The 26,727-nt window shown below is 63.8% G+C and carries 24 protein-coding genes; 21 read left to right on the forward strand and 3 right to left on the reverse strand.

Annotated elements, in window-relative coordinates:
• The first annotated feature begins 16 nt into the window (after nt 1–16).
• The 21 genes from PQR67_RS24830 (at nt 17) to PQR67_RS24930 (ending at nt 23,750) form a co-directional block, all read left to right on the forward strand.
• On the forward strand, nt 17–781 hold the full coding sequence (locus PQR67_RS24830; RefSeq protein ID WP_408465071.1) for a glucose 1-dehydrogenase: 765 nt from the start codon (nt 17–19) through the stop codon (nt 779–781).
• Nucleotides 782–792: 11 nt separating this feature from the next.
• Complete coding sequence (locus PQR67_RS24835) at nt 793–1,935, forward strand: 2Fe-2S iron-sulfur cluster-binding protein (protein WP_408465073.1); 1,143 nt, start codon at nt 793–795, stop codon at nt 1,933–1,935.
• Nucleotides 1,936–2,002: 67 nt separating this feature from the next.
• On the forward strand, nt 2,003–3,655 hold the full coding sequence (locus PQR67_RS24840; protein WP_408465075.1) for a FadD3 family acyl-CoA ligase: 1,653 nt from the start codon (nt 2,003–2,005) through the stop codon (nt 3,653–3,655).
• 76 nt (nt 3,656–3,731) lie between these two features.
• On the forward strand, nt 3,732–4,628 hold the full coding sequence (locus PQR67_RS24845) for a VOC family protein (RefSeq protein ID WP_408465077.1): 897 nt from the start codon (nt 3,732–3,734) through the stop codon (nt 4,626–4,628).
• A 53-nt stretch (nt 4,629–4,681) separates the two neighbouring features.
• Entirely contained in the window at nt 4,682–5,566 is an 885-nt protein-coding gene (locus tag PQR67_RS24850; protein ID WP_408465079.1) for a CoA transferase subunit A, read from the forward strand.
• Between the two features lie 10 nt (nt 5,567–5,576).
• A complete protein-coding gene (locus PQR67_RS24855; RefSeq protein WP_408465081.1) occupies nt 5,577–6,374 on the forward strand; it encodes a CoA-transferase subunit beta in 798 nt (265 codons plus the stop codon).
• Nucleotides 6,375–6,382: 8 nt separating this feature from the next.
• Entirely contained in the window at nt 6,383–7,276 is an 894-nt protein-coding gene (locus PQR67_RS24860) for an enoyl-CoA hydratase (protein ID WP_408465083.1), read from the forward strand.
• Nucleotides 7,273–8,355 (forward strand): NAD(P)H-dependent flavin oxidoreductase, encoded by a 1,083-nt coding sequence (locus PQR67_RS24865; protein WP_408465085.1) that lies wholly within the window; start codon nt 7,273–7,275, stop codon nt 8,353–8,355. Before PQR67_RS24860 ends, PQR67_RS24865 begins: the two co-directional genes overlap by 4 nt.
• Nucleotides 8,356–8,424: 69 nt before the next feature.
• Nucleotides 8,425–9,243, forward strand: a complete 819-nt coding sequence (locus PQR67_RS24870; protein ID WP_408465087.1) for an enoyl-CoA hydratase family protein — start codon at nt 8,425–8,427, stop codon at nt 9,241–9,243.
• Nucleotides 9,240–10,421 carry an acyl-CoA dehydrogenase family protein gene (locus tag PQR67_RS24875; protein WP_408465089.1) on the forward strand — a complete coding sequence of 394 codons (1,182 nt, stop codon included), beginning with the start codon at nt 9,240–9,242 and terminating at the stop codon, nt 10,419–10,421. Before PQR67_RS24870 ends, PQR67_RS24875 begins: the two co-directional genes overlap by 4 nt.
• A gap of 48 nt (nt 10,422–10,469) precedes the next feature.
• Nucleotides 10,470–11,531, forward strand: a complete 1,062-nt coding sequence (locus tag PQR67_RS24880) for an acyl-CoA dehydrogenase family protein (protein WP_408465091.1) — start codon at nt 10,470–10,472, stop codon at nt 11,529–11,531.
• On the forward strand, nt 11,531–12,682 hold the full coding sequence (locus PQR67_RS24885) for an acetyl-CoA C-acetyltransferase (RefSeq protein WP_408465093.1): 1,152 nt from the start codon (nt 11,531–11,533) through the stop codon (nt 12,680–12,682). The genes PQR67_RS24880 and PQR67_RS24885 overlap by 1 nt, the downstream gene beginning before the upstream one ends.
• Before the next feature lie 37 nt (nt 12,683–12,719).
• The gene (locus PQR67_RS24890; protein WP_408465095.1) at nt 12,720–13,595 is read left to right on the forward strand and encodes an SDR family oxidoreductase; all 876 of its coding nucleotides are present in this window, start codon (nt 12,720–12,722) and stop codon (nt 13,593–13,595) included.
• Between the two features lie 4 nt (nt 13,596–13,599).
• Nucleotides 13,600–14,925: an acyl-CoA dehydrogenase family protein gene (locus PQR67_RS24895; protein ID WP_408465097.1), complete on the forward strand. Its 1,326-nt coding sequence runs from the start codon at nt 13,600–13,602 to the stop codon at nt 14,923–14,925.
• Entirely contained in the window at nt 14,925–16,124 is a 1,200-nt protein-coding gene (locus tag PQR67_RS24900; RefSeq protein WP_408465099.1) for an acyl-CoA dehydrogenase family protein, read from the forward strand. Before PQR67_RS24895 ends, PQR67_RS24900 begins: the two co-directional genes overlap by 1 nt.
• A complete protein-coding gene (locus PQR67_RS24905; RefSeq protein WP_408465101.1) occupies nt 16,121–16,924 on the forward strand; it encodes an SDR family oxidoreductase in 804 nt (267 codons plus the stop codon). The genes PQR67_RS24900 and PQR67_RS24905 overlap by 4 nt, the downstream gene beginning before the upstream one ends.
• A 56-nt stretch (nt 16,925–16,980) precedes the next feature.
• Nucleotides 16,981–17,463 carry a MaoC family dehydratase gene (locus PQR67_RS24910; protein ID WP_408465207.1) on the forward strand — a complete coding sequence of 161 codons (483 nt, stop codon included), beginning with the start codon at nt 16,981–16,983 and terminating at the stop codon, nt 17,461–17,463.
• 30 nt (nt 17,464–17,493) lie between these two features.
• Entirely contained in the window at nt 17,494–18,699 is a 1,206-nt protein-coding gene (locus PQR67_RS24915; RefSeq protein WP_408465103.1) for an acetyl-CoA C-acyltransferase, read from the forward strand.
• 120 nt (nt 18,700–18,819) lie between these two features.
• Complete coding sequence (locus PQR67_RS24920; RefSeq protein ID WP_408465105.1) at nt 18,820–19,842, forward strand: YCF48-related protein; 1,023 nt, start codon at nt 18,820–18,822, stop codon at nt 19,840–19,842.
• A gap of 97 nt (nt 19,843–19,939) precedes the next feature.
• Nucleotides 19,940–22,459, forward strand: a complete 2,520-nt coding sequence (locus PQR67_RS24925) for an efflux RND transporter permease subunit (protein ID WP_408465107.1) — start codon at nt 19,940–19,942, stop codon at nt 22,457–22,459.
• Nucleotides 22,460–22,673: 214 nt separating this feature from the next.
• Nucleotides 22,674–23,750, forward strand: coding sequence for a 3-ketosteroid-9-alpha-monooxygenase, oxygenase component (locus tag PQR67_RS24930; RefSeq protein WP_408465109.1), 1,077 nt, complete (start codon nt 22,674–22,676; stop codon nt 23,748–23,750).
• An 88-nt stretch (nt 23,751–23,838) separates the two neighbouring features.
• On the opposite strand, the gene PQR67_RS24935 is transcribed toward PQR67_RS24930, so the two are convergent.
• The 3 genes from PQR67_RS24935 to dmpG all read right to left on the reverse strand — a co-directional run bounded on the left by PQR67_RS24935 (nt 23,839) and on the right by dmpG (nt 26,719).
• Nucleotides 23,839–24,726: a tyrosine-protein phosphatase gene (locus PQR67_RS24935; RefSeq protein WP_408465111.1), complete on the reverse strand. Its 888-nt coding sequence runs from the start codon at nt 24,724–24,726 to the stop codon at nt 23,839–23,841.
• A gap of 130 nt (nt 24,727–24,856) precedes the next feature.
• Nucleotides 24,857–25,171, reverse strand: a complete 315-nt coding sequence (locus PQR67_RS24940; protein ID WP_408465113.1) for a hypothetical protein — start codon at nt 25,169–25,171, stop codon at nt 24,857–24,859.
• A gap of 513 nt (nt 25,172–25,684) precedes the next feature.
• Entirely contained in the window at nt 25,685–26,719 is a 1,035-nt protein-coding gene (dmpG, locus tag PQR67_RS24945; protein ID WP_408465115.1) for a 4-hydroxy-2-oxovalerate aldolase, read from the reverse strand.
• Nucleotides 26,720–26,727 lie beyond the last annotated feature (8 nt).

Below are 26,727 nucleotides of genomic sequence, written 5' to 3' on the forward strand. Positions count from 1 at the left end.
GAAAGAGAGAACGAAGATGGGAGACAGACTCAAAGGCAAGATCGCCGTCGTGACGGGTGCGGCGAGCGGTGTCGGCAAACAGGACGCGTTGCTGTTCGCCCGTGAAGGCGCGCGCGTGGTGCTCACCGACGTCAACGAGGAAGCCGGCCGCGAAGTGGCCGCGCAGATCGGCGACGCCGCCCTGTTCGTGCGTCACGACATCACGTCGGAGAGCGGTTGGAACGATGTGTTCGGCGCGGCGCAAACAGCTTTCGGCACGCCGGACGTGCTGGTCAATAACGCGGCGGTGCTGTTGCTCGGCAGCATCGAGGACACCACGCTGGAACAATGGCAGCGCGTACTGCAGATCAATGCCGAAGGCTACTTTCTCGGCTGCCGCGCGGCGGTGAAGGCGATGAAGGAGAAGGGCGGTTCGATCGTCAACATGTCTTCGGTGGCGGCGTTGGGCGGACTCGGTATGTTCTGCGCGTACTCGGCCAGCAAGGGCGCGGTGACGGCCATGACGCGTGCGATCGCGGCGCACTGCAAGCAGCAGGGCTACAAGGTGCGCTGCAACACCATCCACCCGGACGGCATTCTCACGCCGATGACCGCGCCGTTCTTCGGTACGTCCGAGGACACACGCGACGCACTCACGCAATCGGTCGATCCGCATGCGCGTATGTGCCTGCCGGAAGACATCGCGAATCTCGTGCTGTTCCTGGCGTCGGACGAATCGCGCTTCATCAACGGCAGCGAGTATCGGATCGACAACGCGCAGTTGATCATGGGCGTGGCCTGAGTTCGCCCGCCATGGCCGATTCGCGTTTTCACCGGCTCAAAGTGGCGGACGTGATCGCGGAGAGCGCCGACGCGCGCTCTTTCGTGTTCGATCTGCCGCAGGCGCTGCACGATGCCTTCAGCTATCGCCCGGGGCAGTTCCTCACCCTCAAGGTGCCGTGCGCGGATGCCATCGTGCAGCGCTGTTATTCATTGTCGAGCGCGCCGGGCATCGACCGCGCGCCGAAGATCACCGTCAAGCGGGTGCGCGACGGGCGCGTGTCGAACTGGATGTGCGACAGCATCCGGCCCGGCGACGAGCTCGAGGTGATGGCGCCTGCCGGCGTGTTCACGCCGCGTTCGCTCGACGGCGACCTGTTGCTGTTCGCGGGCGGCAGCGGCATCACGCCCGTGCTGTCGATTCTCAAATCCGCGCTGGTGAACGGGCGCGGCATGCTGACCCTGATCTACGCGAATCGGGACGCGCAGTCGGTGATTTTCAGCGAGGAACTGCGGCAACTCGGGCAGCGGCACGCGGGCAGGTTGCGGGTGATTCACTGGCTCGACAGCGTGCAGGGCATTCCGCAGCAACGTCATCTGGAAGAGCTGGCGCGGCCATGGAGCACGCAGGAATGCTTTATCTGCGGACCGGCGCTGTTTATGGAGAACGCGTTGGCGGCAATGCTCGCGCTGGGCTTGCCGCGAGCGAAGGTCCATGTGGAGCGGTTTGCTTCATTGCCGGATTTGCCGGCGATATCTGGCACGGGTGTGACCGGCGTATCGAGCGGATCCGGCGTATCGGGTGTATCGGGCGCGGCCGCAGCGCGCATCGCGTCCGCAGTGCCGGAACAGCAAGACGTGCCCTCGGCCTCCGAATCGGGCCAGCCCGCGTCCATCGCAAACGCCGCAATCGAAACCGTGCTCGACGGCAACACCTTCAGCTTCGTCTGCGAAACCGGCGAAACCCTGCTCGACGCGATGCTGCGCGCCGACGTGCCCGCACCCAATTCGTGCCGCAGTGGTTTGTGCGGCGCCTGCATGTGCCGGGTCGAGGCGGGCAGCGTGAATCTGAATGCCAACCACGTGCTCGATGCGGCCGATTTGACCGACGGCTGGACGCTGGCCTGCAGTGCGACGCCCGCCAGCCCGACGCTGCGCGTGGTTTTTCCCGACTAGGTTCGCGCTTCGCACACGCGGCTCTCGCGTGCTGCGTTTGCCGCGAACCGCATCCATCGAACTCATCATGACGCTCAACCACATCCTGACGACGCCCGCGCTGATCGCGCGCGGCGCCGCGCGCTACGGCACGCGCACCGCGATCGAAACCGTGCAGGGCAACCTGAGCTATGCGCAACTGGACGCCGCGCGAATCGAAGCGGCACGCGCGTTGATGAGCTGCGGCATCCAGCCGGGCGAGCGTGTCGCGATCTGGGCGCCGAACGTCGCTGAATGGATCGTGGCCGCGCTTGCGATTCACAGCGCGGGCGCGGCGCTGGTGCCGATCAATACCCGCATGAAGGGCCTGGAAGCCGCGGCGATTCTCGAGGACAGCGGGGCCCGGCTGCTGTTCTGCTGCGGTACCTTTCTCGGCGATTCGTATCCGGCCATGCTGGCCGCACACCGTCCCGCCACGCTTGAACGGATCGTGGTGTTCGACGGCCCGGCCCCGGAAACGGACAGCGGCTGCGACGAGACCTGGGACGCGTTTCTGCTGCGCGCGGCAGGAACCTCGATGGACGCGTTCCGCGCCCGCGAGGCAGGCGTGCGTCCCGACACGCTGATGGACATCATGTTCACGTCCGGCACGACGGGCCGCCCAAAGGGTGTGATGACCACGCACGGCCAGAATCTGCGCGCGGTTCACGATTGGGCGCAGATCGCGACACTGCGCGAAAGCGACCGCTATCTGATCGTCAATCCGTTCTTTCATGCATTTGGTTACAAGGCCGGCTGGCTCGCGGCGTTCGCCAGCGGCGCGACCGTGCTGCCGCATCTGGTGTTCAACCCGGAGCGCGTGCTCGAACGCATCGTGCGGGACCGCGTGTCGGTATTGCCGGGGCCGCCGACGCTGTATCACGCGCTGCTCGACATGCCGGATCTGGCGGCGCGCGATCTGTCGTCATTACGGGTCGCGGTGACCGGCGCCGCCGCGATCGCACCGAGTCTGATCGAAAGGATGCGCGCGCAACTGGGCTTCGAAATCGTGCTGACCGGCTATGGTCTCACGGAGTCATGCGGGTTTGCCGCGCTATGCCGCGGCGGCGACGACGCCGGGACTATCGCCAACACGTCGGGACGCGCGATGCCCGGCGTGGAGATTCGTATCGCCGACAGCAGCGGCGCCGCGCTTGCCACGGGCGAGACAGGAGAGGTCCTGATTCGCGGCTACAACGTGATGCAAGGCTATTTCGGCCAGCAGGAGACCTCATTCGACACGATCGACAGCGAAGGCTGGCTGCACACCGGCGACCTCGGCTCGCTCGACGCACGCGGTTATCTGCGGATCACCGACCGGATCAAGGACATGTTTATCGTCGGTGGCTTCAACTGCTATCCGGCGGAGATCGAGCGGCTGTTCAGCGCGCATCCCGCGGTGGCGCAAGTCGCATTGGTCGGCATCCCCGACGAGCGGCTCGGCGAGGTGGGGCATGCGTACGTGGTGCTGCGTTCAGGCGAGCACGCGAGCCCGGAAGAACTGACTGAATGGGCCCGCAAGAATATGGCGAACTACAAGGTGCCGCGGCATGTCACGCTGGTCGAACAGTTGCCTGTCAGCGCGGCCGGCAAGGTGCTCAAATACCGCCTGCGCGAAATGATCAAAAGTGACGCCCGAAGCGACGCCGGAAGCAGCGTCGAAAGCCACGAAAACACCACTGAAAACACCGCTGCAAGCTAGTCCCAACAGACGATGTTAGCCACCTCCGGGACCGCCAGAATAAGCCTGACAACAACAGCTTCTGGAGGAGTCGGAGATGATCGATGTACGGGCTTTAGGCTACGTCGTCGTGCAGTCGGCGGATGTCGGCACATGGCGCGGTTACGCGGAAAACGTACTGGGCATGCAGGCGCTGGACGCAACGGAAGGCGCGCTGTACGTGAAGATGGACGAGCGCGATTTCCGCTACCTGATCGTGCCCGGCGACGCCGATCGCTACTTCGCGTCGGGTTGGGAGCTGGCCGACGCGGCCGCGTTCGACGACGCGATCCGCACCCTGGAGCTGGCCGGCGTGGAACCGATCCGCGCCAGCGCACAGGAAGCCGCGCTGCGCCGCGTGCAGGCCATGGTGTGGTGCACCGATCCGTCCGGCAACCGGCATGAGTTTTTCTGGGGCGTGCGCGCCGATTTCCGGCGCTTCGCTTCGCCGCTCGGCGTACCGGGCTTCGTGACCGGCGCAATGGGTCTCGGCCACGCCGTGCTGCCCGCCCCGCAATTCGATGCAACCGACGCCTTCCTGCGTGACGTGCTCGGCTTCGAGCTTTCCGACATCTTCCGTGTGCGCTTCACCGACGACCCCGCCGAGCCCGAGAAGCGCATCCACTTTCTGCATTGCAGGAACGCACGTCATCACAGCCTCGCGATCATGGATCTCGCTGTGCCGTCCGGCTGCATCCATGTGATGGCCGAGGTGGATTCGATGGACGAAGTGGGCCGCGCGCTCGACCGCGTCGCGGCGCAGGGCGTGAAGCTTTCCGCCACGCTCGGCCGTCATTGCAACGACCACATGATCTCGTTCTACATGAAAACGCCAGGCGGCTTCGATCTGGAGTACGGCTATGGCGGCCTGACGGTCGACTGGGCGCAGCACAACGTCTACGAGGCGACTCGTGTAAGCCTGTGGGGCCACGACTTTAGCGTTGGATTCCGCTAGGTCGTCATGAGAAAACTCGCAGAAACCCCGCCGCAAACCCGCAGGAATAACGCATGAAACCACTCGACAAAGCACTCAGCGCGCGCGATGCCGTCGCGCAACTCGCCGACGGCATGACGATCGGCATCGGCGGCTGGGGTCCGCGCCGCAAACCGATGGCCCTCGTGCGCGAGATTGTCCGCTCGAACCTGAAAGACCTCACCGTGGTCGCGTACGGCGGCCCGGACGTCGGACTGCTGTGCGCGGCAGGCAAGGTCCGCAAGCTGGTGTTCGGCTTCGTCTCGCTCGACGTGATTCCGCTTGAACCGCATTTTCGCCGGGCGCGTGAGCAGGGCGCGCTCGACGTATGGGAACTCGACGAAGGTCTGCTGCAACTCGGCCTGCGCGCGGCGGCGGCACGTTTGCCGTTCTTGCCGACGCGCGTGGGTCTCGGCACCGATCTGCTGAAGCATGCGCCGCATCTGCGCACCGTGCAATCGCCCTATGGTGGCGAGACATTGCTGGCGATGCCGGCGCTCGAACTCGACGCCGCGTTGCTGCATGTGAACGCCGCGGACAGGATGGGCAATACGCGCATTGACGGTCCTGATCCGTTCTTCGACGCATGGTTTGCCCGCGCGGCGAAGAAGTGCTTCGTGAGCAGCGAAACGCTGGTCGAAACGCTGGCGAGCGACGACCTCGATCTCGCGCGCCGCAACACATTCGAACGATCGCTGGTGAGCGGCGTGGTGCATGCACCTTGCGGCGCACATCCCACTTCGTGCGCTCCTGCTTACGGCTGGGATTTGCCGCATCTGAAGGCGTATTGCGCGAGCGCGGAAGATCCGCAACAAACTGCGGCCTACCTGAACGACGTAGTAGGCGCCGACGAACCGGGTTATCTGCAACGTGCAGGCGGCCGGTCCCATGTAGCGGCGTTGCCGTTGCCGATTCTGTAATGGAGCGCAAATGAGCGACTCTCTCGATTATTCTCTCGCCGAACTGATGATCGCCGCGGCGGCGCGTGTCTGGCGCGATGACGGTGAAGTGCTGGCAACCGGTATCGGCACGGGGCCGCGTCTGGCCGCCGGCCTTGCACGCCTCGCCTACAACGCGGGCCTGATGCTGACCGACGGTGAGGCCTATCTCGTCGAAAGCCCGGTGCCGCTCGGACCGCGTGAAGCCGGCTATCGCGTGCAGGCGTCCGGTTTGATGACCTATGAACGCGTGTTCGATTGTGTGTGGCATGGCAAGCGTCACGCGCTGGTGATGCCCACGCAGATCGACCGCTTCGGCCAGACCAACATTTCCTGGCTCGGCGACGACTATGCGCGCCCCAAAACGCAATTGCTCGGCGCGCGCGGTTTTCCGGGCAATAGCATCAATCACGCGAATTCGTTCTTCGTTTCCGGTCATGGCAAGCGTACGTTCGTGGCCGGTGAAGTCGACATGGTGTGCAGCGTGGGCTACAACCCGGCGCGCGAAATTGCCGGCATGCGTGCGTTCACCGATTTGCGTAGCGTGATCACCGACCTGTGCGTGATGGATTTTGGCGGCGCGAACCATGCGGTTCAGGTGCGCTCGCTGCATCCTGGCGTGAGCTTCGACGAAGTGCAGGATGCGACGGGTTTCGAACTGAAACAGCATCCCGACATGCACGTGACGCCGCCGCCCGGCGCCGACGATCTGCGCATCGTGCGCGCACTCGATCCGCACAATCTGCGTGCGAGCGTCGTGCGCAACAACCCCGCGCCGCGTCGCGTGTGAGGGACATCATGCAAGCCACTCACGAAAACGTCGTCGACTATCGCGTGAGCGAGGGCATCGCCACGCTCACGATGAATCGCCCCGAGTATCACAACGCGCAGAACTCGAAGATGACGTATGCGCTTGACGCCGCGTTCAAGCGCGCGTCGAACGACGATGCGGTGAAGGTCATCGTTCTCGCCGGTGCGGGCAAGCATTTTTCGGCGGGCCACGATATCGGCACGCCGGGCCGCGATATCGACCAGTCGTTCGAACGCAGCTCGCTCTGGTACGACCATGTCGGCAAGGAAGGCGGTGAGTTTCTCTACGCCCGCGAGCAGGAAGTCTATCTCGGCATGTGCCGCCGCTGGCGCGATTTACCCAAGCCGACCATCGCGATGGTGCAGGGCGCGTGTGTGGCGGGCGGTCTGATGCTGGCGTGGGTGTGCGACCTGATCGTCGCTTCGGAAGACGCGTTCTTTTCCGATCCGGTGGTGCGCATGGGTATTCCAGGCGTCGAGTATTTCGCCCATGCATATGAACTGAATCCGCGTATCGCCAAGGAATTTCTGTTTCTCGGCGAACGGATGGATGCAGCGCGTGCCTATCAGATGGGCATGGTCAATCGCGTCGTGCCGCGCGAGCGCTTGCAGGACACCACGACGGAAATCGCCGCGAAGATCGCGCGCATGCCGCGTCTTGGCTTGACACTGACCAAGCAGGCCGTGAATCACGTCGAAGAATTGCAAGGCAAACGCGCGGCGATGGATGCGGCATTTGCCTGGCACCACTTCGCTCATGCGCATAACGAACTGGTGAGCGGCGACAAGCTGGGTGGATATGACGCACGCAAGATGGCCGAGTCGCAACGGCCCGTTGCCGCCGCGCAGGAAACCGGCAAGGCTGAAGGAGAGGCCGCATGAGCGCGACGCTGCATACGCCCTTGTGCGATCTGCTCGGCTGTCGCTATCCGATCGTGCAGACGGCGATGGGATGGGTCGCTGACGCGAAGCTCGTGGCCGCAACCTGCAATGCGGGCGGCTTTGGTTTTCTCGCCGGTGCAACGCTGGAAGCCGAACGCGTGGAAGCGGAAATCCTGCGCGTGAAAGAACTGACGGACCAACCGTTCGGTATCAACTTCCATATGTTTCAGCCGAACGCGGCCCAGGTGGTCGATCTGGCGATCAAGCACCGGCTGCGTGCGGTGAGCTACGGCCGCGGACCGGACGCGAAGACGATCCGCCGCTTCAAAGACGCTGGTGTGATGTGCATTCCCACCGTGGGCGCACCGAAGCACGCGGCCAAAGCGGTCGAACTGGGCGCCGATGCGGTCACGGTGCAGGGCGCGGAAGGCGGTGGCCATACCGGCTCGATGCCGACCACGCTGCTGCTGCCTAAAGTGCTGGATGCCGTGAACGTGCCGGTGATCGCAGCAGGAGGTTTCTTCGACGGACGTGGTCTCGCGGCGGCACTCGGCTACGGCGCGGCAGGCATTGCGATGGGCACGCGTTTTCTGATGGCCGAGGAGTCGCCAGTGCCGCGTTCGACGCTCGCGCGCTATGTGGAGGTCGACGATCCTTCGCAAATTCGTGTGTCGGCAGCGCTGGATGGCTTGCCGCAGCGCATGATCGACAACCCCTATCTTCTGCGCCTCGAAGCATTCGGCCCGCTGCGCCGCACGCTCTTCGCGTTGCGCACGGCTGAAGCATGGCGCCGTCAGAGCGGCATGAGCCTGAGCCAGATGGCCTCGCTCGGTTTCAAGGCACTCCGCGATCACAGCTACACCGCGAGCCAGACGCTGATGGCGGCGAACGCGCCGTTTCTGATCCAGCGCGCGATCGTCGACGGTAATCCGGACGAGGGCGTGTTGCCGAGCGGGCAGGTCGCCGCGGTGATTGGCGCGATCGAGCCCTGCGAGACCTTGATTGCACGCATCGTCGACGAGGCCGTGGCACGGCTCGATGCGCTGGCGGCCCTGCGCGGCGTCGCCGTTCCCGCGTGATCGACGCATCCCCTAATGCAATGCACGACCCGCTAAAGCAAACCAACATCATTCACCAGGGACGCAGACATGACAGAACCCATCAATAGCGTTCGCCCGCTGCCGTTCAGGATCGAACGCGAAGGCGGCATCGGCGAACTGGTGATCGACCAGCCGCCGGTCAATGCGCTCGATGCGCGCGGCTGGCAGGCGCTGGCCGACGCCATCGATGCGCTCGGCCGTGACGACAGCGTGCACGTGATCGTGCTGCGCGGCGCGGGACGCGGTTTTTGCGCGGGCGTCGATATCAAGGAACTGGCGGCGCATCCCGAACGGATCGTCGCGGTCAACGCGGGCAATTACGCGACCTTTCGCGCGGTGCACCGCAATCCGAAGCCGGTCATCGTCGCGGTGCATGGCTTCGTGCTGGGCGGCGGTATCGGTATTTGCGGCGCGGCGGACGTGATCGTCGCGTCCGAATGCGCACGCTTCGGCGTGCCCGAAATCGACCGCGGCGCGATGGGCGGCGGCGCGCATCTGCAGCGCATGTTCGGCGTGCAGAAAGTGCGCGCCATGTATTTCACGGGCGACATGGTCGACGCCGCCGAAGCCTACCGGCTCGGCGCGGTTGAGCGCGTGGTGCCGCGCGAACAACTGCTTGACGCGGCTCTCGAGATCGCCCGCAAGATCGCCGCGAAGAGTCCGGCGATGTTGCAACTCGCGAAAGAAGCGCTGAACGGTGTCGAAGACGGCGACCTGGAAGACAAATACCGCTGGGAGCAAGGCTTTACCTTGCAGGCGTATATGACGAACGATTCGGCGGAAGCGCGCTCGGCCTTCGTCGAAAAACGCGACGCGCAGTTCAGTGGCGCACACGATGCGGACCGCCAGACCGGAGCGCGCGCATGAAGCTCGATTACACGCCGGCGCAACGCGCGTTTCGCGCCGAGATTCGCAGCTGGCTCGCGACCCATGTGCCGCGCGAGCCGCTGCCGAGCTTCGATACCGAAGCGGGTTTTGCCGCGCACAGGGAATGGGAGCGCACGCTGCATTCGGGTCGCTGGAGCATGGTGACGTGGCCGCGCGAACTGGGCGGACGCGGTTGTGATCTGATCGAGTGGCTGATCTTCGAAGAAGAATATTGGCGCGCCGATGCACCGATGCGCGTGAATCAGAACGGTATTTTCCTGCTCGGCCCGACCTTGATGGACTTTGGCACCGACGAACAAAAGGCCCGTTTTCTGCCGGCCATGGCGGCGGGCGAACACGTATGGGCGCAGGGCTGGTCCGAGCCGAATGCCGGCTCCGACATGGCGGCGATTCGCGCGAGTGCGATCCGTACCGACGAGGGCAAAGGCGGCGAATACATCCTGAACGGCCAGAAGATCTGGTCGACCCGCGCAGTGTGGGCCGACTGGCTGTTCGGCCTGTTTCGCAGCGATCCGCAATCCACGCGGCACCACGGTCTGACTTTCCTGATGGTGCCGCTATCGACCCCGGGCATTACCGTGCGGCCGATCCGTCAATTGAACGGCCACACCGGTTTCGCCGAAATTTTCTTCGACGACGTGCGGGTGCCGGTTGAAAACCGGCTCGCCGGCGAGGGCATGGGTTGGCAAGTCGCGATGGCGACGGCGGGATTCGAACGCGGCCTGATGCTGCGCTCGCCCGCGCGTTTTCAACGCACGGCAGAAGCGTTGCGTGCGCTCTATCTCGCGCACCGTGAACAGGCCGACCGCGATCCGACCTTGCGCGACCGGGTGATCGGCGCGTGGATGGATGCGCAGGCCTACGCGCTCTCCACCTACGCAACCGCGAGCCGCTTGCAGAAGGGCGGCCACATTGGCGCGGAGTCGAGCACCAACAAGGTGTTCTGGTCTGAGCTCGATCTGCGCATGCATCAAACCGCGCTAGATATTCTCGGGGCGCACGGTGAGGTCGTGCCGAAAACGCAGGAGCAACACGCGGCGCTCGGCAACTGGCTCGATGGGTTCCTGTTCGCGCAGGCTGGGCCGATCTATGCGGGCACCAACGAGATTCAACGCAACATCGTCGCCGAACGGATGTTGGGCATGCCGCGTTCGTGATGCCGCTGCGGCGCGCCTTCAGACGCTTAAAGGATTGAGCGAGGAATTATGGATTTCGTATTCAACGAAGATCAGGAAGCGTTGGCCAGCAGCGTCAAGCGCTTTCTGATGACGGAGATGACGCCGGAGTTGATCCGCGAGTTGTGGACCACGCCCACGGGACGCTCGGAGCGCATGTGGGACATGTTCGCATCGCAAGGGCTGACGGCGGTGTCGGTGCCGGAAAGTCACGACGGTCTGGGGCTCGGTGACGTGGAGTGGGCACTCCTCGCGCAAACCTATGGCTATTTCGCGGGACCCGAGCCGTTACTCGATACCGCGCTCGTGGCGGTCGGCATGCTGGAAGGTTTGCCGGCGAGCGCGCAACGCGACACGCTGTTGCGCGATATCGCGACGGGCGGGGCACGTGTGGCGATTGCGCATCCGGTGAATCCGTATGTCAGCGATGCGCACGTCGCCAAGGTTGTGTTGTGCGAGCGGGATGGCGAGTTGCATTGGCTCACGCCTGCCGCTTGCACATTGAATGCGGTGGAGAGCGTTGACCCTTCGCGCCGACTGTTTGAACTCGATTGGCAGGCAACACCGCACACGCGGGTAGCAACGGCCGCCGAGGCGCAACCGCTACTGGCGCGTGCGCTCGACCAGGGCGCGTTCGCCGTTGCCGCGCAAATGCTTGGCCTGACGCAACGCGTGCTCGACGTCGCCATCGACTACAGCGCGCAGCGCAAGCAGTTCGGCAAACCGATCGGCTCGTATCAGGCGCTCAAGCATCTGCTCGCCGACGTCGCGATCCGCTACGAGTTCGCGCGGCCGGTGGTGTATCGGGCCGCCTGCGCGATCGCCGACAACGATCCGCAACGCGCCCTCTACGTCTCCCACGCGAAGCTCGCCGCGACGGCCGCCGCGCAGCTCGCCGCGCGCCATGCAATGCAGGTGCACGGCGCGATCGGCTACACGTGGGAACTCGACTTGCAGATTTTCATGAAACGCATCTGGGCGCTCTCGGGCAGCTGGGGTGACACGACGTTTCACAAGGCCCGCGTGGCCGACGCGCTGATCGGGTCCTGTGCTCCGATCGGACCGGCTCGCACTTTCGAACTGGAATCGTGATGAAACAGGCTTATATCGTCGATGCGTTGCGCACGCCGACCGGTCGCCGCAAAGGCGGACTTGCGCAGGTCCATGCCGCAGATCTTGGCGGCTTCGTGCTGAAGGAACTGGTCGCCCGTAACGGCATTCCCGCCGATGAATACGACGACGTGGTGTTCGGTTGCGTCGATACCATCGGTCCGCTTGCGGGCAATATCGCGCGTACTTGCTGGCTCGCTGCGGGTTTGCCGTTGACGGTGCCGGGCGTCACGGTGGACCGGCAATGCGGCTCGTCGCAGCAGGCGGTGCATTTTGCCGCGCAAGCCGTGATGAGTGGTACGCAGGATGTGGTGGTGGCGGGCGGTGTGCAGACCATGACGCAGATTCCGATTTCGTCGGCGATGACGGCGGCCGAGCCGCTAGGTTTCACCGATCCGTTCTCGGGCAGCGTCGGCTGGCGCGCGCGATTTGGCGACGCGCCGGTCTCGCAGTTCCATGCGGCGCAACGGATCGCGGATCACTGGAACCTGTCGCGCGAAATGATGGAGCAGTATGCGCTGGAAAGTCATCGGCGCGCGTTGGCGGCGATCGAAGGCGGGCACTTTGCGCGTGAAATTGTGCCGTTTGCCGGCGTCTTGCATGACGAGACGCCGCGCCGGGACACCACGCTCGCGAAGATGGCTTCGCTCGAACCGCTCATGCCCGGCGGCGCGCTGACGGCGGCTGTTTCGAGCCAGACCTGCGACGCGGCGGCGGCGCTGCTGATCGTCTCCGAAGAAGCGCTCAAGCGTTACGGCCTCATACCGCGCGCCCGCATCCATCACCTGGGCGTGCTCGGCGACGATCCGCTGTGGATGCTCACCGCACCGATTCCCGCGACACGTCACGCATTGAAGAAGGCCGGCCTCGCGTTGGACGACATCGACGTGGTGGAGTTGAACGAAGCGTTTGCCTCGGTGGCGCTCGCGTGGCTGGCTGAGACGCGCTATCCGCACGAGAAGACCAATCCGAACGGCGGCGCGATTGCGCTCGGCCATCCGCTCGGCGCCACTGGCGCACGGCTGATGACGAGCCTGCTGCACGAACTCGAACGCACGCAAGGTCGCTACGGTTTGCAAACGATGTGTGAGGGCGGTGGCCTTGCCAACGTCACGATCATCGAGCGCCTTTAAGCGCAATCAGGCGCATCACTGTCTACGAGGATCAAGCATGGGAATCTGCAACGAACGCACCGTGATCGTTACCGGCGCGGGGGGAGGGTTGGGCCGCGAATACGCGCTGGCGTTCGCCGCCGAGGGTGCGGCGGTGGTGGTCAACGATATTCGTCAGGAAGCCGCGCAAACCGTCTGCGACGAGATCGCGCGAGCCGGCGGCCGGGCACTGGCCAACGCTGACGACATCACGCGGGTCGACACCGCGCAACGCATCATCGACGCCGCGCATGACGCTTTCGGCGAGATTCATGTGCTGGTGAACAACGCGGGCATTTGCCGCGACCGAATGTTCACCAGCATGACCGAAGCCGATTGGGACGACGTGATGCGGGTGCATTTGCGTGGGCATTTCTGTCTTTCGCAACTACTGGCGCGCGAGTGGCGCGACGCGTCGAAGGCGGGGCGCGAGGTGGATGCGCGCATCGTCAACACGAGTTCGGGGGCGGGTCTGCAAGGGTCGATCGGCCAGGCGAACTATGGCGCGGCGAAGGCGGCCATCGCGGCCTTGACGCTGATGCAGGCCGCGGAATTGCAGCGCTACGGCGTGCGGGTGAACGCATTGGCCCCGGCTGCGCGCACTTCGATGACCGAAGGCGTGTTCGCCGAGATGATGAAAAAGCCCGCCAATGGTTTCGATTACTTCGATCCGGCCAATGTTGCCCCACTGGTCGTCTGGCTCGGCAGCGTTGAATCGCGTGATGTAACCGGTCAGGTGTTCGAAGCGGCGGGCGGCATGATCGCGGTGGCCGAAGGCTGGCGCACGGGGCCGCGTATCGACATCGGCGCGCGCTGGCAAGTCACTGCGCTGGGTGGCGCGGTCGCGGCGCTGGTTGCCGAACGCGAGCCGGCACAGCAGGTCTACGGAAGCTGACGCGATGAATCTCGCTTTCTCCGAAGAACAGATCATGATTCGCGATTCGGCCGCCGAGGTGCTGGCCGGGCGCAGTGCATCGGCGGCGGTGCGGCAGGCGATCGAACACCACTCGGGACGCGACGATGCGCTGTGGCGCACGCTTGCCGGCGAACTCGGCTGGTGCGCGCTGACCGTGCCGGAGGCGGCGGGCGGTGCGGGCCTGGGCGCGTTGGACCTCGTGCTGCTGATGGAGCAGATGGGGCGGCGTCTCGCGTGCGTGCCTTACTTCAGCACGGTGTGCCTGGCGGCGACGGCGCTCGCGCGGTGCGAATCCGAAACGGCGCGCGCATGGCTCTCGCGGATTGCGAGTGGCGAGGCGAGCGCGACGCTGGCGTTGGATGCGGCGGCTGGTTTCGATGGACGCACGGCCTTGGCGTACGCAGCGGGCGGTGTCGGTGGACGCGCGGGTTTGGCGTACACGGCACGCGATGTTGATGCACGGACGGTGACGATCTACGCGGAAGAGACGGCTCACGGTTACCGTTTGTCAGGGACGTTGGCGCAGGTTGTTGATGGGGTAAGCGCCGATCTGTTGCTGGTGCCCGCCTTGATCGCGAATGAAGCGCAAACGGTCGCGCTGTTCGAATTGAACTGCGCCGAGCTTGCCGGTCTCGTCCGCACGCCGCTCGTCACGTTGGATGCGACGCGTCCGTTGGCGCGTGTCGAACTGGATGCTGTCGACGTGCCGCGTGATGCGTTGCTCGCATATGGCAGCGACGCGCAACGCGCGCTTTCAGATACCGCGTGGTTTGCAGCATTGGCGCTGGCCGCCGAACAACTCGGCGGCGCGCAGCAATGCCTCGACCTCACGCTGGCCTATACCGCGGAGCGCGTGCAATTCGGCCGCGCGATTGCGTCATTTCAGGCAGTCAAACATCGTTGTGCGCAAATGATGGTCGAGATCGAAGCGGCCCGTTCGGCCGTGCTCGGCGCGGCGCAGGCGTGGGATCAAGCTCGCGGTGAAGCGCGGGATCGGGCAGGCGCTTTGCTGCCACCGGACGTGCTGGCCGATATCGCCACAGCAAAAGCCACCGCCAACGACGCCTTCCGCTTCTGCGCTCAGGAAGCGATCCAGTTGCACGGCGGCGTCGGTTTCACGTGGGAATACGACCCGCAACTGTATTTCAAACGCGCGCAGGCGTGCAGCGCGCAATTCGGCACGACTGCGCAGATGCTGTCGTTTATCGCGGAGCAGGTGATCGATCGCAGCGAGGTCTCGGGCGCAGCGTTGCCCGTGCCACCGGCGCATAGCGACCACGCACAAGCCGTCCTCGCGGGAGTCCTCTAATGAACAACGAAACGCAACAGCAACGCCTGCGTGCGGACGTCGCCGAGTGGATGCGTACCCATCTGAGCGGTGAGTTCGCCTGCCTGCAATACCGCGGCGGCCCCGGCGACGAAGAGGCTTATCCCGCGCTACGAAAGGAATGGGAGCGTGAACTGGCGAGCGGCGGCTGGACCGGCCAGGGCTGGTCGAAAGAACAGGGCGGCCGCGCGATGTCCATCGCCGAACAGGTGATTTTTCACGAGGAGTACGCGCGCGCCGGCGGTCCAGGACGCATGGGTCATATCGGCGAGGGTTTGCTCGGTCCGACCTTGATCGCCTGCGGCACCGACGATCAGCGTCGGCGTTTTCTGCCGGGCATCCTGAACGGTACGCAGTTCTGGTGCCAGGGCTATTCGGAGCCGGGTGCGGGATCGGATCTCGCGAATGTCCGCACACGTGCAGTCCGTGACGAAAACGGCAATTGGCGCGTGCACGGCCAGAAAGTCTGGACCTCGCTCGCACACGATTCCGACTGGATCTTCGTGATCGCGCGCACCGATCCGGAGTCGCGCGGCAATCGCGGATTGTCGTTCCTGTTGATGCCGCTCGATCAACCCGGCGTCGAGATTCGTCCGATCAAACAATTGAACGGCGGCGCCGAATTCAACGAAGTGTTCTTCGACGGCGCACTCGCCGCCGCTGAAGATCTGGTCGGTGCGCCCGGAGACGGCTGGCGCATTGCGATGACGCTGCTCGGCTTCGAGCGCGGCATGTCCACGCTTGGCCAGCAGATGCAGTTCATTCGCGAGCTCGAATGGGTGATCGACGCGGCGCGTGAGGCGGGGGTGGCGCACGATCCACTGGTTCGTCAACGGATCGCGCGGGCATGGGCCGGCCTACGCGTGATGCGTTACAACGCGCTGCGCATGCTGGCGGGCGCCGACGCTGGTGAGAACGACGGTGGTGCATTGAGCCGTGAAGCGTTGATCTACAAGTACTACTGGTCGAACTGGCATCGCGAGCTCGGCCAACTGGCGATGGATGTGCTTGGACCCGACGCCAATCTGATCGATGGCGCTGACGCAAAACGCACCCGCCTGCAGGGCGTGTTCCTGTTCTCGCGCGCCGACACGATCTACGCGGGCACCAACGAAATTCAATTGAACATCATGGCCGAGCGCGGGCTCGGCATGCCGAGAGAACCCCGAGGAACGCTGTGAACGAATCCCAAACTGTGCGTACCGCGCCTGCCTATGTGCCGGGCCACCAACTGCTGGCCGGTAAATCCGTGCTGATTACGGCCGCTGCCGGTGTGGGCATCGGCTTCGCCGCCGCCAAACGCTGTGCGGAAGAAGGCTGCCGCGCGCTTTTCATCTCCGACATCCACGAGCGGCGCCTCGCGCAGGCGGTCGAGACCTTGCGCGCCGAAACCGGGTTGCAGGCGATCTACGGACGCCTGTGCAACGTCTCGGTGGAAGAGGAGGTGCGCGCGCTGGTGGCGGAGGCGGAAGACCGCCTGCAAGGCGTCGACGTGCTGATCAACAACGCGGGGCTCGGCGGCGCGCGTCGCATCGTCGATATGGACGATGCCGAATGGTCGCGGGTGATCGACATTAGCCTTACCGGCACCTTCCGTATGACGCGGGCGATCTTGCCGCACATGCAGCAGCGTGGCCGGGGCGTGATCGTGAATAACGCGTCGGTACTCGGCTGGCGGGCGCAGGCGGAACAGGCACATTACGCGGCGGCGAAGGCCGGTGTGATGGCGCTTACGCGCTGCGCCGCGCTCGAGGCCGCGCCGTACGGTGTGCGTATCAACGCGGTGGCGCCGAGTATTGCGTTGCACGATTTTCTGAAGAAATCGGCTTCGGCCGATCTGCTCGATCAACTGGCGTCGCGTGAAGCATTCGGACGCGCCGCCGAAGTGTGGGAGGTGGCGAACGTGATGGTTTTTCTGGCAAGCGACTACGCCTCGTACATGACCGGCGAAGTGCTGTCGGTCAGCAGTCAGCACGCGTGATGGGCACTGTGATGACTGACGTCGACGACATCAGCAGCACCCGTGAAATTGGCAGCATGGGCGACATTGATGACCATACCCAGCCCGCTCGCGTATTCACTCACCCCGAAACGCTGATAGCCGCCGTGGGCGAAGCGCTCGGTGCAAGCGCGTGGCTCGTGATCGATCAACCGCGCATCGATCTGTTCGCCGACGCGACGCTCGATCACCAGTGGATTCACGTCGACGCCGAACGCGCTCGCCATGGTCCGTTTGGTGGCTGCATCGCACACGGCTTTCTCACGCTCTCACTCGTCAATTTTTTCCTGCCGCAGATTGTGCGTGTCGACGGCGCGCGGCTCGGCGTCAATTACGGCTGCGACAAGATCCGTTTTCCCGCACCGGTGCGAGCCGGCGCGCGCGTTCGCGGAGTCGGCCAGTTGCTGCGCGCAGAAGCGATTGAAGGCGGCGTGCAGGCGTGGATTCGGGTGAGCGTGGAAATCGACGGTGAGACAAAACCCGGGTGCGTGGCGGACACCATCAGCCGCTACTACCTGTAGAAACCTGTAGAACCCGTAGAGGAATATTTCATGAACGAAGCGGTCATCGTCTCGGTTGCGCGCACACCGATCGGCAAAGCATTTCGCGGCGCGTTCAACGACACCGAAGCGCCCGCGCTCGGAGGCCACGTGGTGCGTGCCGCGCTCGAGCGCGCGCAACTCGAGCCCGCCGATATCGACGACGTGCTGATGGGCTGCGCCGCACAGCAGGGGACCCAGGGCTACAACATCGGCCGGCTTTCGGCTGCCGCGGCGGGATTGCCGGCGTCGGTGCCGGGTATGGCGATGGACCGGATGTGCTCGTCGGGCCTGATGACGATCGCGACGGCGGCGCAAAACATCCTGTGCGGCGACGCGCGGATTGTGGTGGCGGGCGGCGTGGAGTCGATCACGCTGACGCAGAACAAGCACAAGAACGCGTACAGGGCACGCTCGGACGCGGTGCTCGCACATCAGCCGGCAGCGTATATGGCGATGATCGAAACGGCGGAAATCGTCTCGCGCCGATACGGGATTTCGCGCGAGGCGCAGGACGGGTACGCGCTGACGAGTCAGCAGCGCACTGCCGCGGCTCAGGCAGCGGGCCGCTTCGACGAAGAGATCGTACCGTTCGACGCGCAGCGCGCGCTGTTCGACAAGGAAGGCAACGCGGCCGGCAGCGAAAGCGTGCGGGCCAGTCGTGACGAATGCAATCGCGCCGACACCAGCGCGGCCAGTCTGGCGGCGCTCAAGCCGGTCTGGAGCGGCGGCGAAGCGGTGGCGCAGGGCGAGTTCATCACCGCAGGCAATGCCTCGCAATTGTCCGACGGTGCGGCGGCGGTGGTCGTGATGAGCGCAGAGCAGGCGCAGCAGCGTGGTTTGAAGCCGCTCGGCATTTACCGCGGCATGGCGGTGGCGGGCTGCGCAGCCGACGAAATGGGCATTGGTCCGGCGCTCGCGGTGCCGAAACTGCTGGCGCGTCATCGGCTGACGGTGAACGACATCGGCCTGTGGGAGATGAACGAGGCGTTTGCGTGCCAGGTGATTTACTGCCGCGATCAACTGCATATTCCGTCTGATCGCCTGAACGTGAACGGCGGCGCGATCTCGGTCGGCCACCCGTTCGGAATGTCCGGCACCCGTATGACGATGCACGGTCTGCTCGAAGCGCGTCGGCGCGGCGTGCGCTATGTCGTCGTGACGATGTGCGTCGGCGGCGGCATGGGCGCGGCGGCACTCTTCGAAACAGCGGCGTAGACCGCGTTCGGAGTTTTGCATGGGGCCCGAATAAGCGCTAAAGCGCCAACTCGGGCCGACAGCTTTGCATGGGGCCCGAATAAGCGCTAAAGCGCCAACTCGGGCCGACAGGAGACAAAAATGAAATCGACATTACCAGGCTTGCTGCTCTCCGCGGCTGTGCTGGGCGCGGCGCTGTTTGCGTTTTCGCCTCGCCCGCTGCCGGCTTTCGCGGCGACCACCATTCAGGCCGACCGCCTGCAGATCAACGGACTCGCCAGAGCAGGCACGCGCCTCGTCGCGGTGGGCGAACGCGGCGTCGTTCTCCTGAGCGACGATGCAGGCGCCTCCTGGCGCCAGGCCGCGATGGCTTCCGACGAAGCCTCCACGCTCACCCAGGTGTTCTTCATCTCGCCGCGCATCGGCATCGCAGTGGGGCATGACGGTTGGATCGTGCGTACCGTGGATGGCGGTGCGCACTGGAGCGAGGTGCGTTTCGATCGCAAGCATTCGGACCCGTTGCTGTCCGTATGGGGCAATGCAGGCGGACTGGTGTTCGCCAGCGGCAGCTTCGGCCAGTTGTTCGTCTCGCACGACGCGGGCGCCACCTGGACCCAACAGAAAACGCCCGCCGACGATCGGCACCTGAATGCGATTGCGGGCGACTCGAGCGGCCGTTTGATGATTGCCGGCGAAACCGGCACGCTGCTGCGTTCAACAGACAACGGCGCGACCTGGGAGAAGCGGCCCGTGCCCTATCAGGGTTCGCTATTCGGCGTGCTGAAGCTGGCAAACGGCGACTGGCTCGCGTACGGCATGCGCGGCAACGTGCTGCGCAGCACCGATCAGGGCGACACGTGGGCCCATATCGACAGCCGCGTCGGCACCTCGTATTTCGGCGCTGTGCAACTTGCCGACGGCGAACTGGTGCTGGTCGGCCAGGGCGGCGCGATCGTCACCTCGCGCGATAACGGGCAGAGCTTCTCGGTGCGCAAAGTGGGGGGCGTGCAGAGCCTCGCGGCCGTGGTCGACGCCGGGCATGGCGAGCTTGCGCTCGGCGGGGAGGCGGGCGTGGCGTTGCTGCCGGTTGCGCCGGTGGTTCGGCCACCGCCTGGCTTGCCACTTACGCCACCGCTCGCGTCGCCCGGCGCGTCAGCGTCCTGACCTCGCGGCTTCGTTCACCGAATTTCCATAGCACGCTCGCCGGCCAGTGATTCGCCATGCCCGCCGCGCTCCCCGTTGCCTTGCCGTGAGACGCATCATGAACGCTTCGTCCCGTCCTTCTCCGTCCCGCCTTTCGCGTTTTGTCGAGCGCTGCGCCGACGTCATCATGCGGCGCCGGCGCATCCTGCTGACGCTGTGTCTCGCGCTGACCGTCGCATTGGGTTGTTCCGCGACGCGGCTGCGGCTCGATCCCGGGTTCAACAAGATGATCCCGATGCAGCATCCGTATATGCAGGTGTTCAACCGCTATGCGAGCGCCTTTCCGGGCGCGAACACGATCCTGGTGAGTCTGCGCTGGAAGGGCCACGGCGACATCTACAATCCGGCGTTCATGGACGACCTGCGTCACGCAACCGATGACGTGTTCTTCATTCCCGGTGTGAATCGCTCGCGCGTGTTCTCGCTGTTCACGCCGAACGTGCGCTATACGGAGGTCACCGAGGCGGGCTTTCGCGGCGACGTGGTCGTGCCCGGTCAGTTCACCAGCAGCAATCCCGACGACCTGGCCAAAGTACGCCGCAACGTGGCGCGTTCCGGACAGATCGGCCGACTGGTCGGCAACGACCTGCATTCCGCGCTGATTCGCGCGGAGTTGCGCGAGACTGATCCCGTCACCGGCAAGCATCTGGATTACAGCGCGGTGGCGCGCCAACTTGAACAGATTCGCGCGCGCTATTCGAACCAGGATGTCGAAGTCGACATCATCGGCTTTGCGAAACTTGTGGGGGACGTGGAGGCGGGAATCAGCGGTGTGATCGGGTTTTTCGCGCTCGCGTTTCTGATTACCGCTGCGTTGCTGTTTGCGTACACGCGCTCGGCGAAGACCACGGTGCTCGCGTTATTCGTCGCGTTGCTGCCGGTGGTGTGGTTGCTCGGCGCGTTGCCGGTGCTGGGACTCGGTATCGATCCGATGTCGATCCTCGTGCCATTCCTGATTTTTTCGATTGGCGTCTCGCATGCCGTGCAGATGACCAATGCATGGAAGCAGGCGCTGGTCGCGGGTATGTCCCCGGCCGATGCGGCGCGCGACGCGTTTCGCAAATTGTTCGTGCCGGGCACCGTTGCGCTGCTGACGAATGCGCTCGGCTTCATGGTGATCATGCGCATCCAGATCGAGATTGTGCGAGAGCTGGGTGTCACGGCATGCCTCGGCGTGCTGCTGATGATCGTCACCAACAAGGTGTTTCTGCCGATCCTGCTGTCGTACACGCGGTTGGAGGCGGGTACCCTGGCGCGTGCGCAAAGCCGTGCGGCGCAAGGCGGCAGCCGCCTGTGGACGCGCTTCGCGATCTTCGCGCGGCCTGCGCCGGCGCTCGGCGTGTTCGTGATCGCGCTGCTGTTGCTGGCGTTCGGCGCGAGGGAGTCGCGCAATCTGCAGATCGGCGACATCGGCGTGGGTGCACCCGAGTTGCGCGCCACTTCGCGCTACAACCTCGATAACGCGCGCATCACGAGCCAGTACAACATCGGCGTGGACGCGCTCGCGGTGATCGTCGAGACGACCGGTTACGACGACGCGTGTCTGCATTACCCGGTGATGAGCGCGATCGAGCGCTTCGAGATGGGGATGCGCGGCGTGGCGGGCGTGCAGTCGGTGGTGAGCGTGCCTTCGCTTGCGAAGATCTCGATTGCCGCATTCAACGAAGGCAATCCGCGCTGGGGTGCGCTGCCGCGTTCGAGCGACGGTCTCACGCAGGGCGCGAGCGCGTTCGATCCGGACAACGGCATGAACACCGAGAACTGCCAGGCAATTCAGGTGCTGATCTACACCACGGATCACGAGGGCAAGACGATCGCGCATATCGTCGATGAAATCAAACGGCTGGCGGCTGAGGATCACACGCCGAACATTGCCTTCCGGCTCGCGGGCGGCAACGTGGGCGTGATGGCGGCGACCAATGAGGCGGTCGGCGACGCCGAGGTGGCGATGTTGCTGTCGATTTTCGGCGCGATTGCATTGCTGTGCTTCGTGACTTTCCGCTCGTGGCGCGCGGTGTTGTGCATCGTCGTGCCGCTGACGGTGGTGTCGATCTTGTGCAACGCGGTGATGGCGTGGCTCGGCATCGGTCTGAAGGTTGCCACCTTGCCGGTGATTACGCTGGGCGTTGGCGTGGGCGTCGACTACGGCATCTACCTGTACGAACGCTTGCAGCACGAAGTACGCGGGGGCGCCACCTTGCCCGATGCGTTCGCGGCGGCGATGCGTCAGCGCGGCACCGCGGCGCTGTTCACCGCGGTGACCATGTTCATCGGCGTGGGGACGTGGGCGTTTTCCGCGCTCAAGTTCCAGGTGGATATGGGCGTGCTGCTTGCCTTCATGTTCCTCGTCAATCTGTTCGGCGCGGTGTTTCTGCTGCCGGCGCTGGCGGCATGGCTCGGGGTGGAGCGGGCCGAGCGGCGAGCCGGTGGCAGGGTCGGTGCGACGGGCGCGGCCGTGGCGAAGGAGCCGAACATGCCGAAAGCGGCGGATGCTGCGGATGCACCCATGCGCGGTACTGCATCGGATTCCGGCGAAGTCGAGCCGGCTGCGCTCGAGCATGGCAATCCGGCGCGCTAACGGGCATTGACTGGCATCGGCGGGCATTGATGGGCAATAACGGCCACTAGCGATGTCGCTGAAGTAGCTGAAGTCCCTAGTCCGTCGGGACGATGAAGGCGGAGTGTGTCGCGCTTATCGTCGGGCGTGCGCCTGAAAGTTTGCGCGCTGCGCAGAAGCACCGATGACGGCGGCTATTCACAAGCGCCGTCTTTTCCATTGGAGGAGATAAGAGATGTCCGCACGTCCCTACAGAATTGAAGCACAGCCGCTGGTGCAGCGATATGCACGCGGCTGGCATTGCCTTGGTCTTGCCAGCGAATACAAGGACGGCAAGCCGCACACGCTGAACATCTTCGGTCAACGTCTTGCCGCGTTCATGGATTCGCAGGGCCGCGTGAACGTGGTCGACGGTTTTTGCCCGCACATGGGCGGCGATCTGAGCACTGGCCGCGTGGATGGCGACACGCTGGTGTGTCCGTTTCACGGCTGGCAGTGGGACGGCGAGGGTAACTGCCAGTCGATTCCCTATTGCAAGCGGATTCCCCCGAAGGCAAAAATCGGCACGTGGCAGACTTGCGAGCAGAACCAGTTGCTGTTCATCTGGCACGATCCCGAAGGCAATCCACCGGGCGAAGACGTCGCGATTCCGCGTATCGACGCGTGTTTCTCCGACGAGTGGTCCGATTGGGTCGTGGACCTGATGACGATCGGCACCAACTGCCGCGAGCTGGTTGACAACATTTCCGACATGGCGCATTTCTCCACCGTGCATGGCGCGCCGGTCGACTACTTCGCGAATCTTTTCGAGGGACATAAAGCGACTCAACTGCTGGTTGGCCGCAGTGAACGTCTTGGCGACGACGAGCTGATCGCGTTGTCCACTTACTTTGGCCCGGCGTACCACATCACGGAAATGACGGGGCAAAGCGGCGGTCATCCGATTCACTCGATCTTGCTGAACTGCCATGTGCCGATCGACATGAACAGTTTCGAGTTGCGTTATGGCGTCATGGTGAAGAAGGTGCCGGGGTTATCGGACGAACAGAACATGGAGATTGCGCGCGCTTACTCGAAGCAGGCGCAGGCCGCTTTTTATGAAGACGTCGCGATCTGGGACACGAAGACGCGCATTGACAATCCGTTGTTGTGCGAGGGCGATGGCCCGTTGTATCAGATGCGCGACTGGTACTCGCAGTTTTATCTGGATGCAGCGGATGTCCGGCCTTCGAGCACGGCGAGAAAGGTGGTGGAGATCAAGGTGCGCGACGGTGGGGCGCCGCCGCCGTTGCGGCATGTATTCGAAGGGTGATGAATCCCGGCGAGGGCGGGGCATGTGCCGCCCTCTGACTGCTGAGCAACCCCACGTTCTTCGGAGCGTGGGGTTTTTTCTTACGCGATCAGGGATTCGTTGCGACGGACGGCGCCGCCTGCAGATAGTTTTGGCGGATCTTCTCTGTATTCACGTGGAGCACGTCGACGAGGTAATGCTGCATGCCGCCGTATTGCTGATCGATGACTTCCATTGCCGCGCCGATGTAGTCGGGATCGACGGCGAGCAGCGGGGCCAGCACGTCGGGCGTGACGCCGATTTTCTGCAGTTGCGCGGTGGCTTGTGCGTTACCTGCCGCGTTGTAGCGGTTCGATTCCAGGTAGTTGGCAATCACGGTGGCGCGATCGACGCCTAGCGCGGACAGCAGCAGGACTGTGGCGAACCCTGTGCGATCTTTGCCTGCGGTGCAGTGATAGAGGATGGTCTTGTTTTCTTCCGCGAGCTTCAGGAAGCGGCTGAATTGCGGCTGGTAGTCGGTGGGGAATTGCCTGTAGAGCGAGATCATGAATTGATGCATTTGCGCCGGCGTGGAGCGCTTGAGCATGGGGATGATTGCTTCGGGGGAGAGGTTGCCTGCTAGCACTGGATCGGCTTGCCACGGGAATTGAGTGGCGAAAGCTTGTTCGGTGGGTTTCTTTTCGCTTGCCGCGCGGAAGTCGAGGACGACGTCCAGGTGCATTGCCTTGAGTCTGGTGATGTCGGCCGGTGTGGCGAAGGCCGGGTTGCCGCTCCGGTAGAGGCGGCCGGGGTGGATTTGCCGGCCATCCGAGGTGGTTAGGCCCGCCAGGTCGCGGGTGTTTTGGATTTTTTCCATCTGGATGTATGTGTCGGTGTTGGTGTTGGTGTTGGTGTTGGTGTTGGTGTTGGCGTTGCCTTGGGGTTGGGATGCTGATGTTATGGCTATCGCTGATAGTAGGGTGGCTAGCGCCGTGGAGATGTACGGTTTTGGTTTCATGGGTTTGGTTTGATGTTTGTCGTTTTTTTTGGGGTTTTTCTTGCGGGGTTTTGGTTGGGTTTGTGGCCTGTGTGGTGCTTTATTCTGTGCGCCTGCGGCGTTGGCCTTTCCTTGATTTCTTATCGGTCTATTAGCGTTCCCCCTGTGCGGGGGGGCACCTACTTTTCTTTGCCTGCCGCAAAGAAAAGTAGGCAAAAGAAAGCGGCTCAAACCGCCAGCTCATAAGCGGGTCCCCCGCGCAGCCACGGTAGTGGTGCATCTGGAATCCGTGTTCTCGCGCATTCCGCTCCGGTGACAAGGCCGTCATACTTCCGGCGGCGCTGCGCGCGCCGATGCCCAGTTCGTAAAGCCGTTCGCTGCGTTTTGCCTCATGTGGTTGGATTTTTGCGTTTGTCGCGGCATAGCCACTCGTCATTGCATTCATTGCGTGGGTGATAGGTTGCATATCATTTCCGCTGAGTTTGCCCATGAGTGCAGAGGCGCTTCGCCGAGGCGAAGCCGACGGCCCCCGCCGCTCAAAGCAAAACCGTGGGTGTGCGGATGAACCCTTCCGGCGAGCACGCAGTGTGAGGCGGGAGGTATGACGCCCTTGTCACCGGAGCGGAATGTGCGGGGGCACGGATTCCAGATGCACCACTACCGTAACTGTGCGGGGGACCCGCTTAAGAATTAGCGGTTTGAGCCGCTTTCTCTTGCCTACTTCTCTTTGCGGCAGGCAAAGAGAAGTAGGTGCCGCCCCGCACAGGGGCAACGCTAATAAACCAATATGAAAACAAGGAGAGGCCAACGCCGTAGGCTCACAGACAAAACAGACCACTAACAAATCAAGGAAAGGCCAACGCCGCAGGTGCACAGAAAAAACAGACCACTAACAAAGCAAGGAGAGGCCAAAAAACCAGAGCAAGCAAAGACCAAAACAGCAAACAAAAAACCAACAACCGCTGCGCGACAAAAAAAACTACAACACCATCCCCCCCCGTTCCCGCGCAAGCGTCAACGCTGTATCTTCAATCATGTCCTCCTGCCCGCCGACGAGGCGCCTCCTCCCCATTTCAACAAGAATATCCCGTGCCGGAACCCGATACTTCGCTTCAGCCCGCTTGGCAAACAGCAAAAACGACGAATAAACCCCCGCATACCCAAGCGTCAACGCATCGCGATCAATCCGGATCGGCGCATCCATAATCGGCACCACGAGATCCTCGGCGACATCCGAAATCCCAAACACATCGACACCCGTCTCAATCCCCATCCGCTCGCACACAGCGATAAACACTTCCATCGGCGTATTGCCGGCACCCGCCCCAAGCCCCGCAGCCGCCGCATCAATGCGATTTGCACCAGCCGCAATAGCCGCAATCGAATTGGCCACACCCATCGCAAGATTGTGATGCCCGTGAAACCCCAACTCCGTCTCAGGCTTCAACGCCGCACGCACAAGCGCAATGCGCGCAGTCACATCGTCAGGCAACATGTAGCCCGCCGAGTCGGTGATATAGATGCAGTTCGCCCCGTACGACTCCATCAGCTTCGCCTGACTCGCGAGCTGCTCGGGCGCGGACATGTGCGCCATCATCAGGAAGCCGACCGTGTCCATCTCCAGCTTGCGGGCCAGGCCGATGTGCTGCTCGGACACGTCCGCTTCCGTGCAATGCGTCGCGACACGAATCGTGTGAACACCAAGCCCGTGCGCCATGCGTAAATGGTCAACCGTGCCGATGCCCGGTATCAACAGCGCAGACACCCTGGCCCGTTTCAGTTCGGCGATTACCGCGCTCAGATAGGCTTCGTCGGTATGTGCCGGAAAGCCATAATTGACCGATGCGCCACCCAGGCCGTCGCCGTGTGTGACTTCGATGAGCGGCACGCCCGTGGCGTCGAGGCCGCGTGCGATCGAACGCATCTGGTCGAGGGAAATCTGGTGGCGCTTGGGATGCATGCCGTCGCGCAACGTCATATCGTGCACGGTGATGCGGGTTCCTGCTAATGACATGGGGACTC

The sequence above is a fragment of the Paraburkholderia fungorum genome, assembly GCF_046026025.1.
GTDB lineage: Bacteria > Pseudomonadota > Gammaproteobacteria > Burkholderiales > Burkholderiaceae > Paraburkholderia > Paraburkholderia fungorum_E.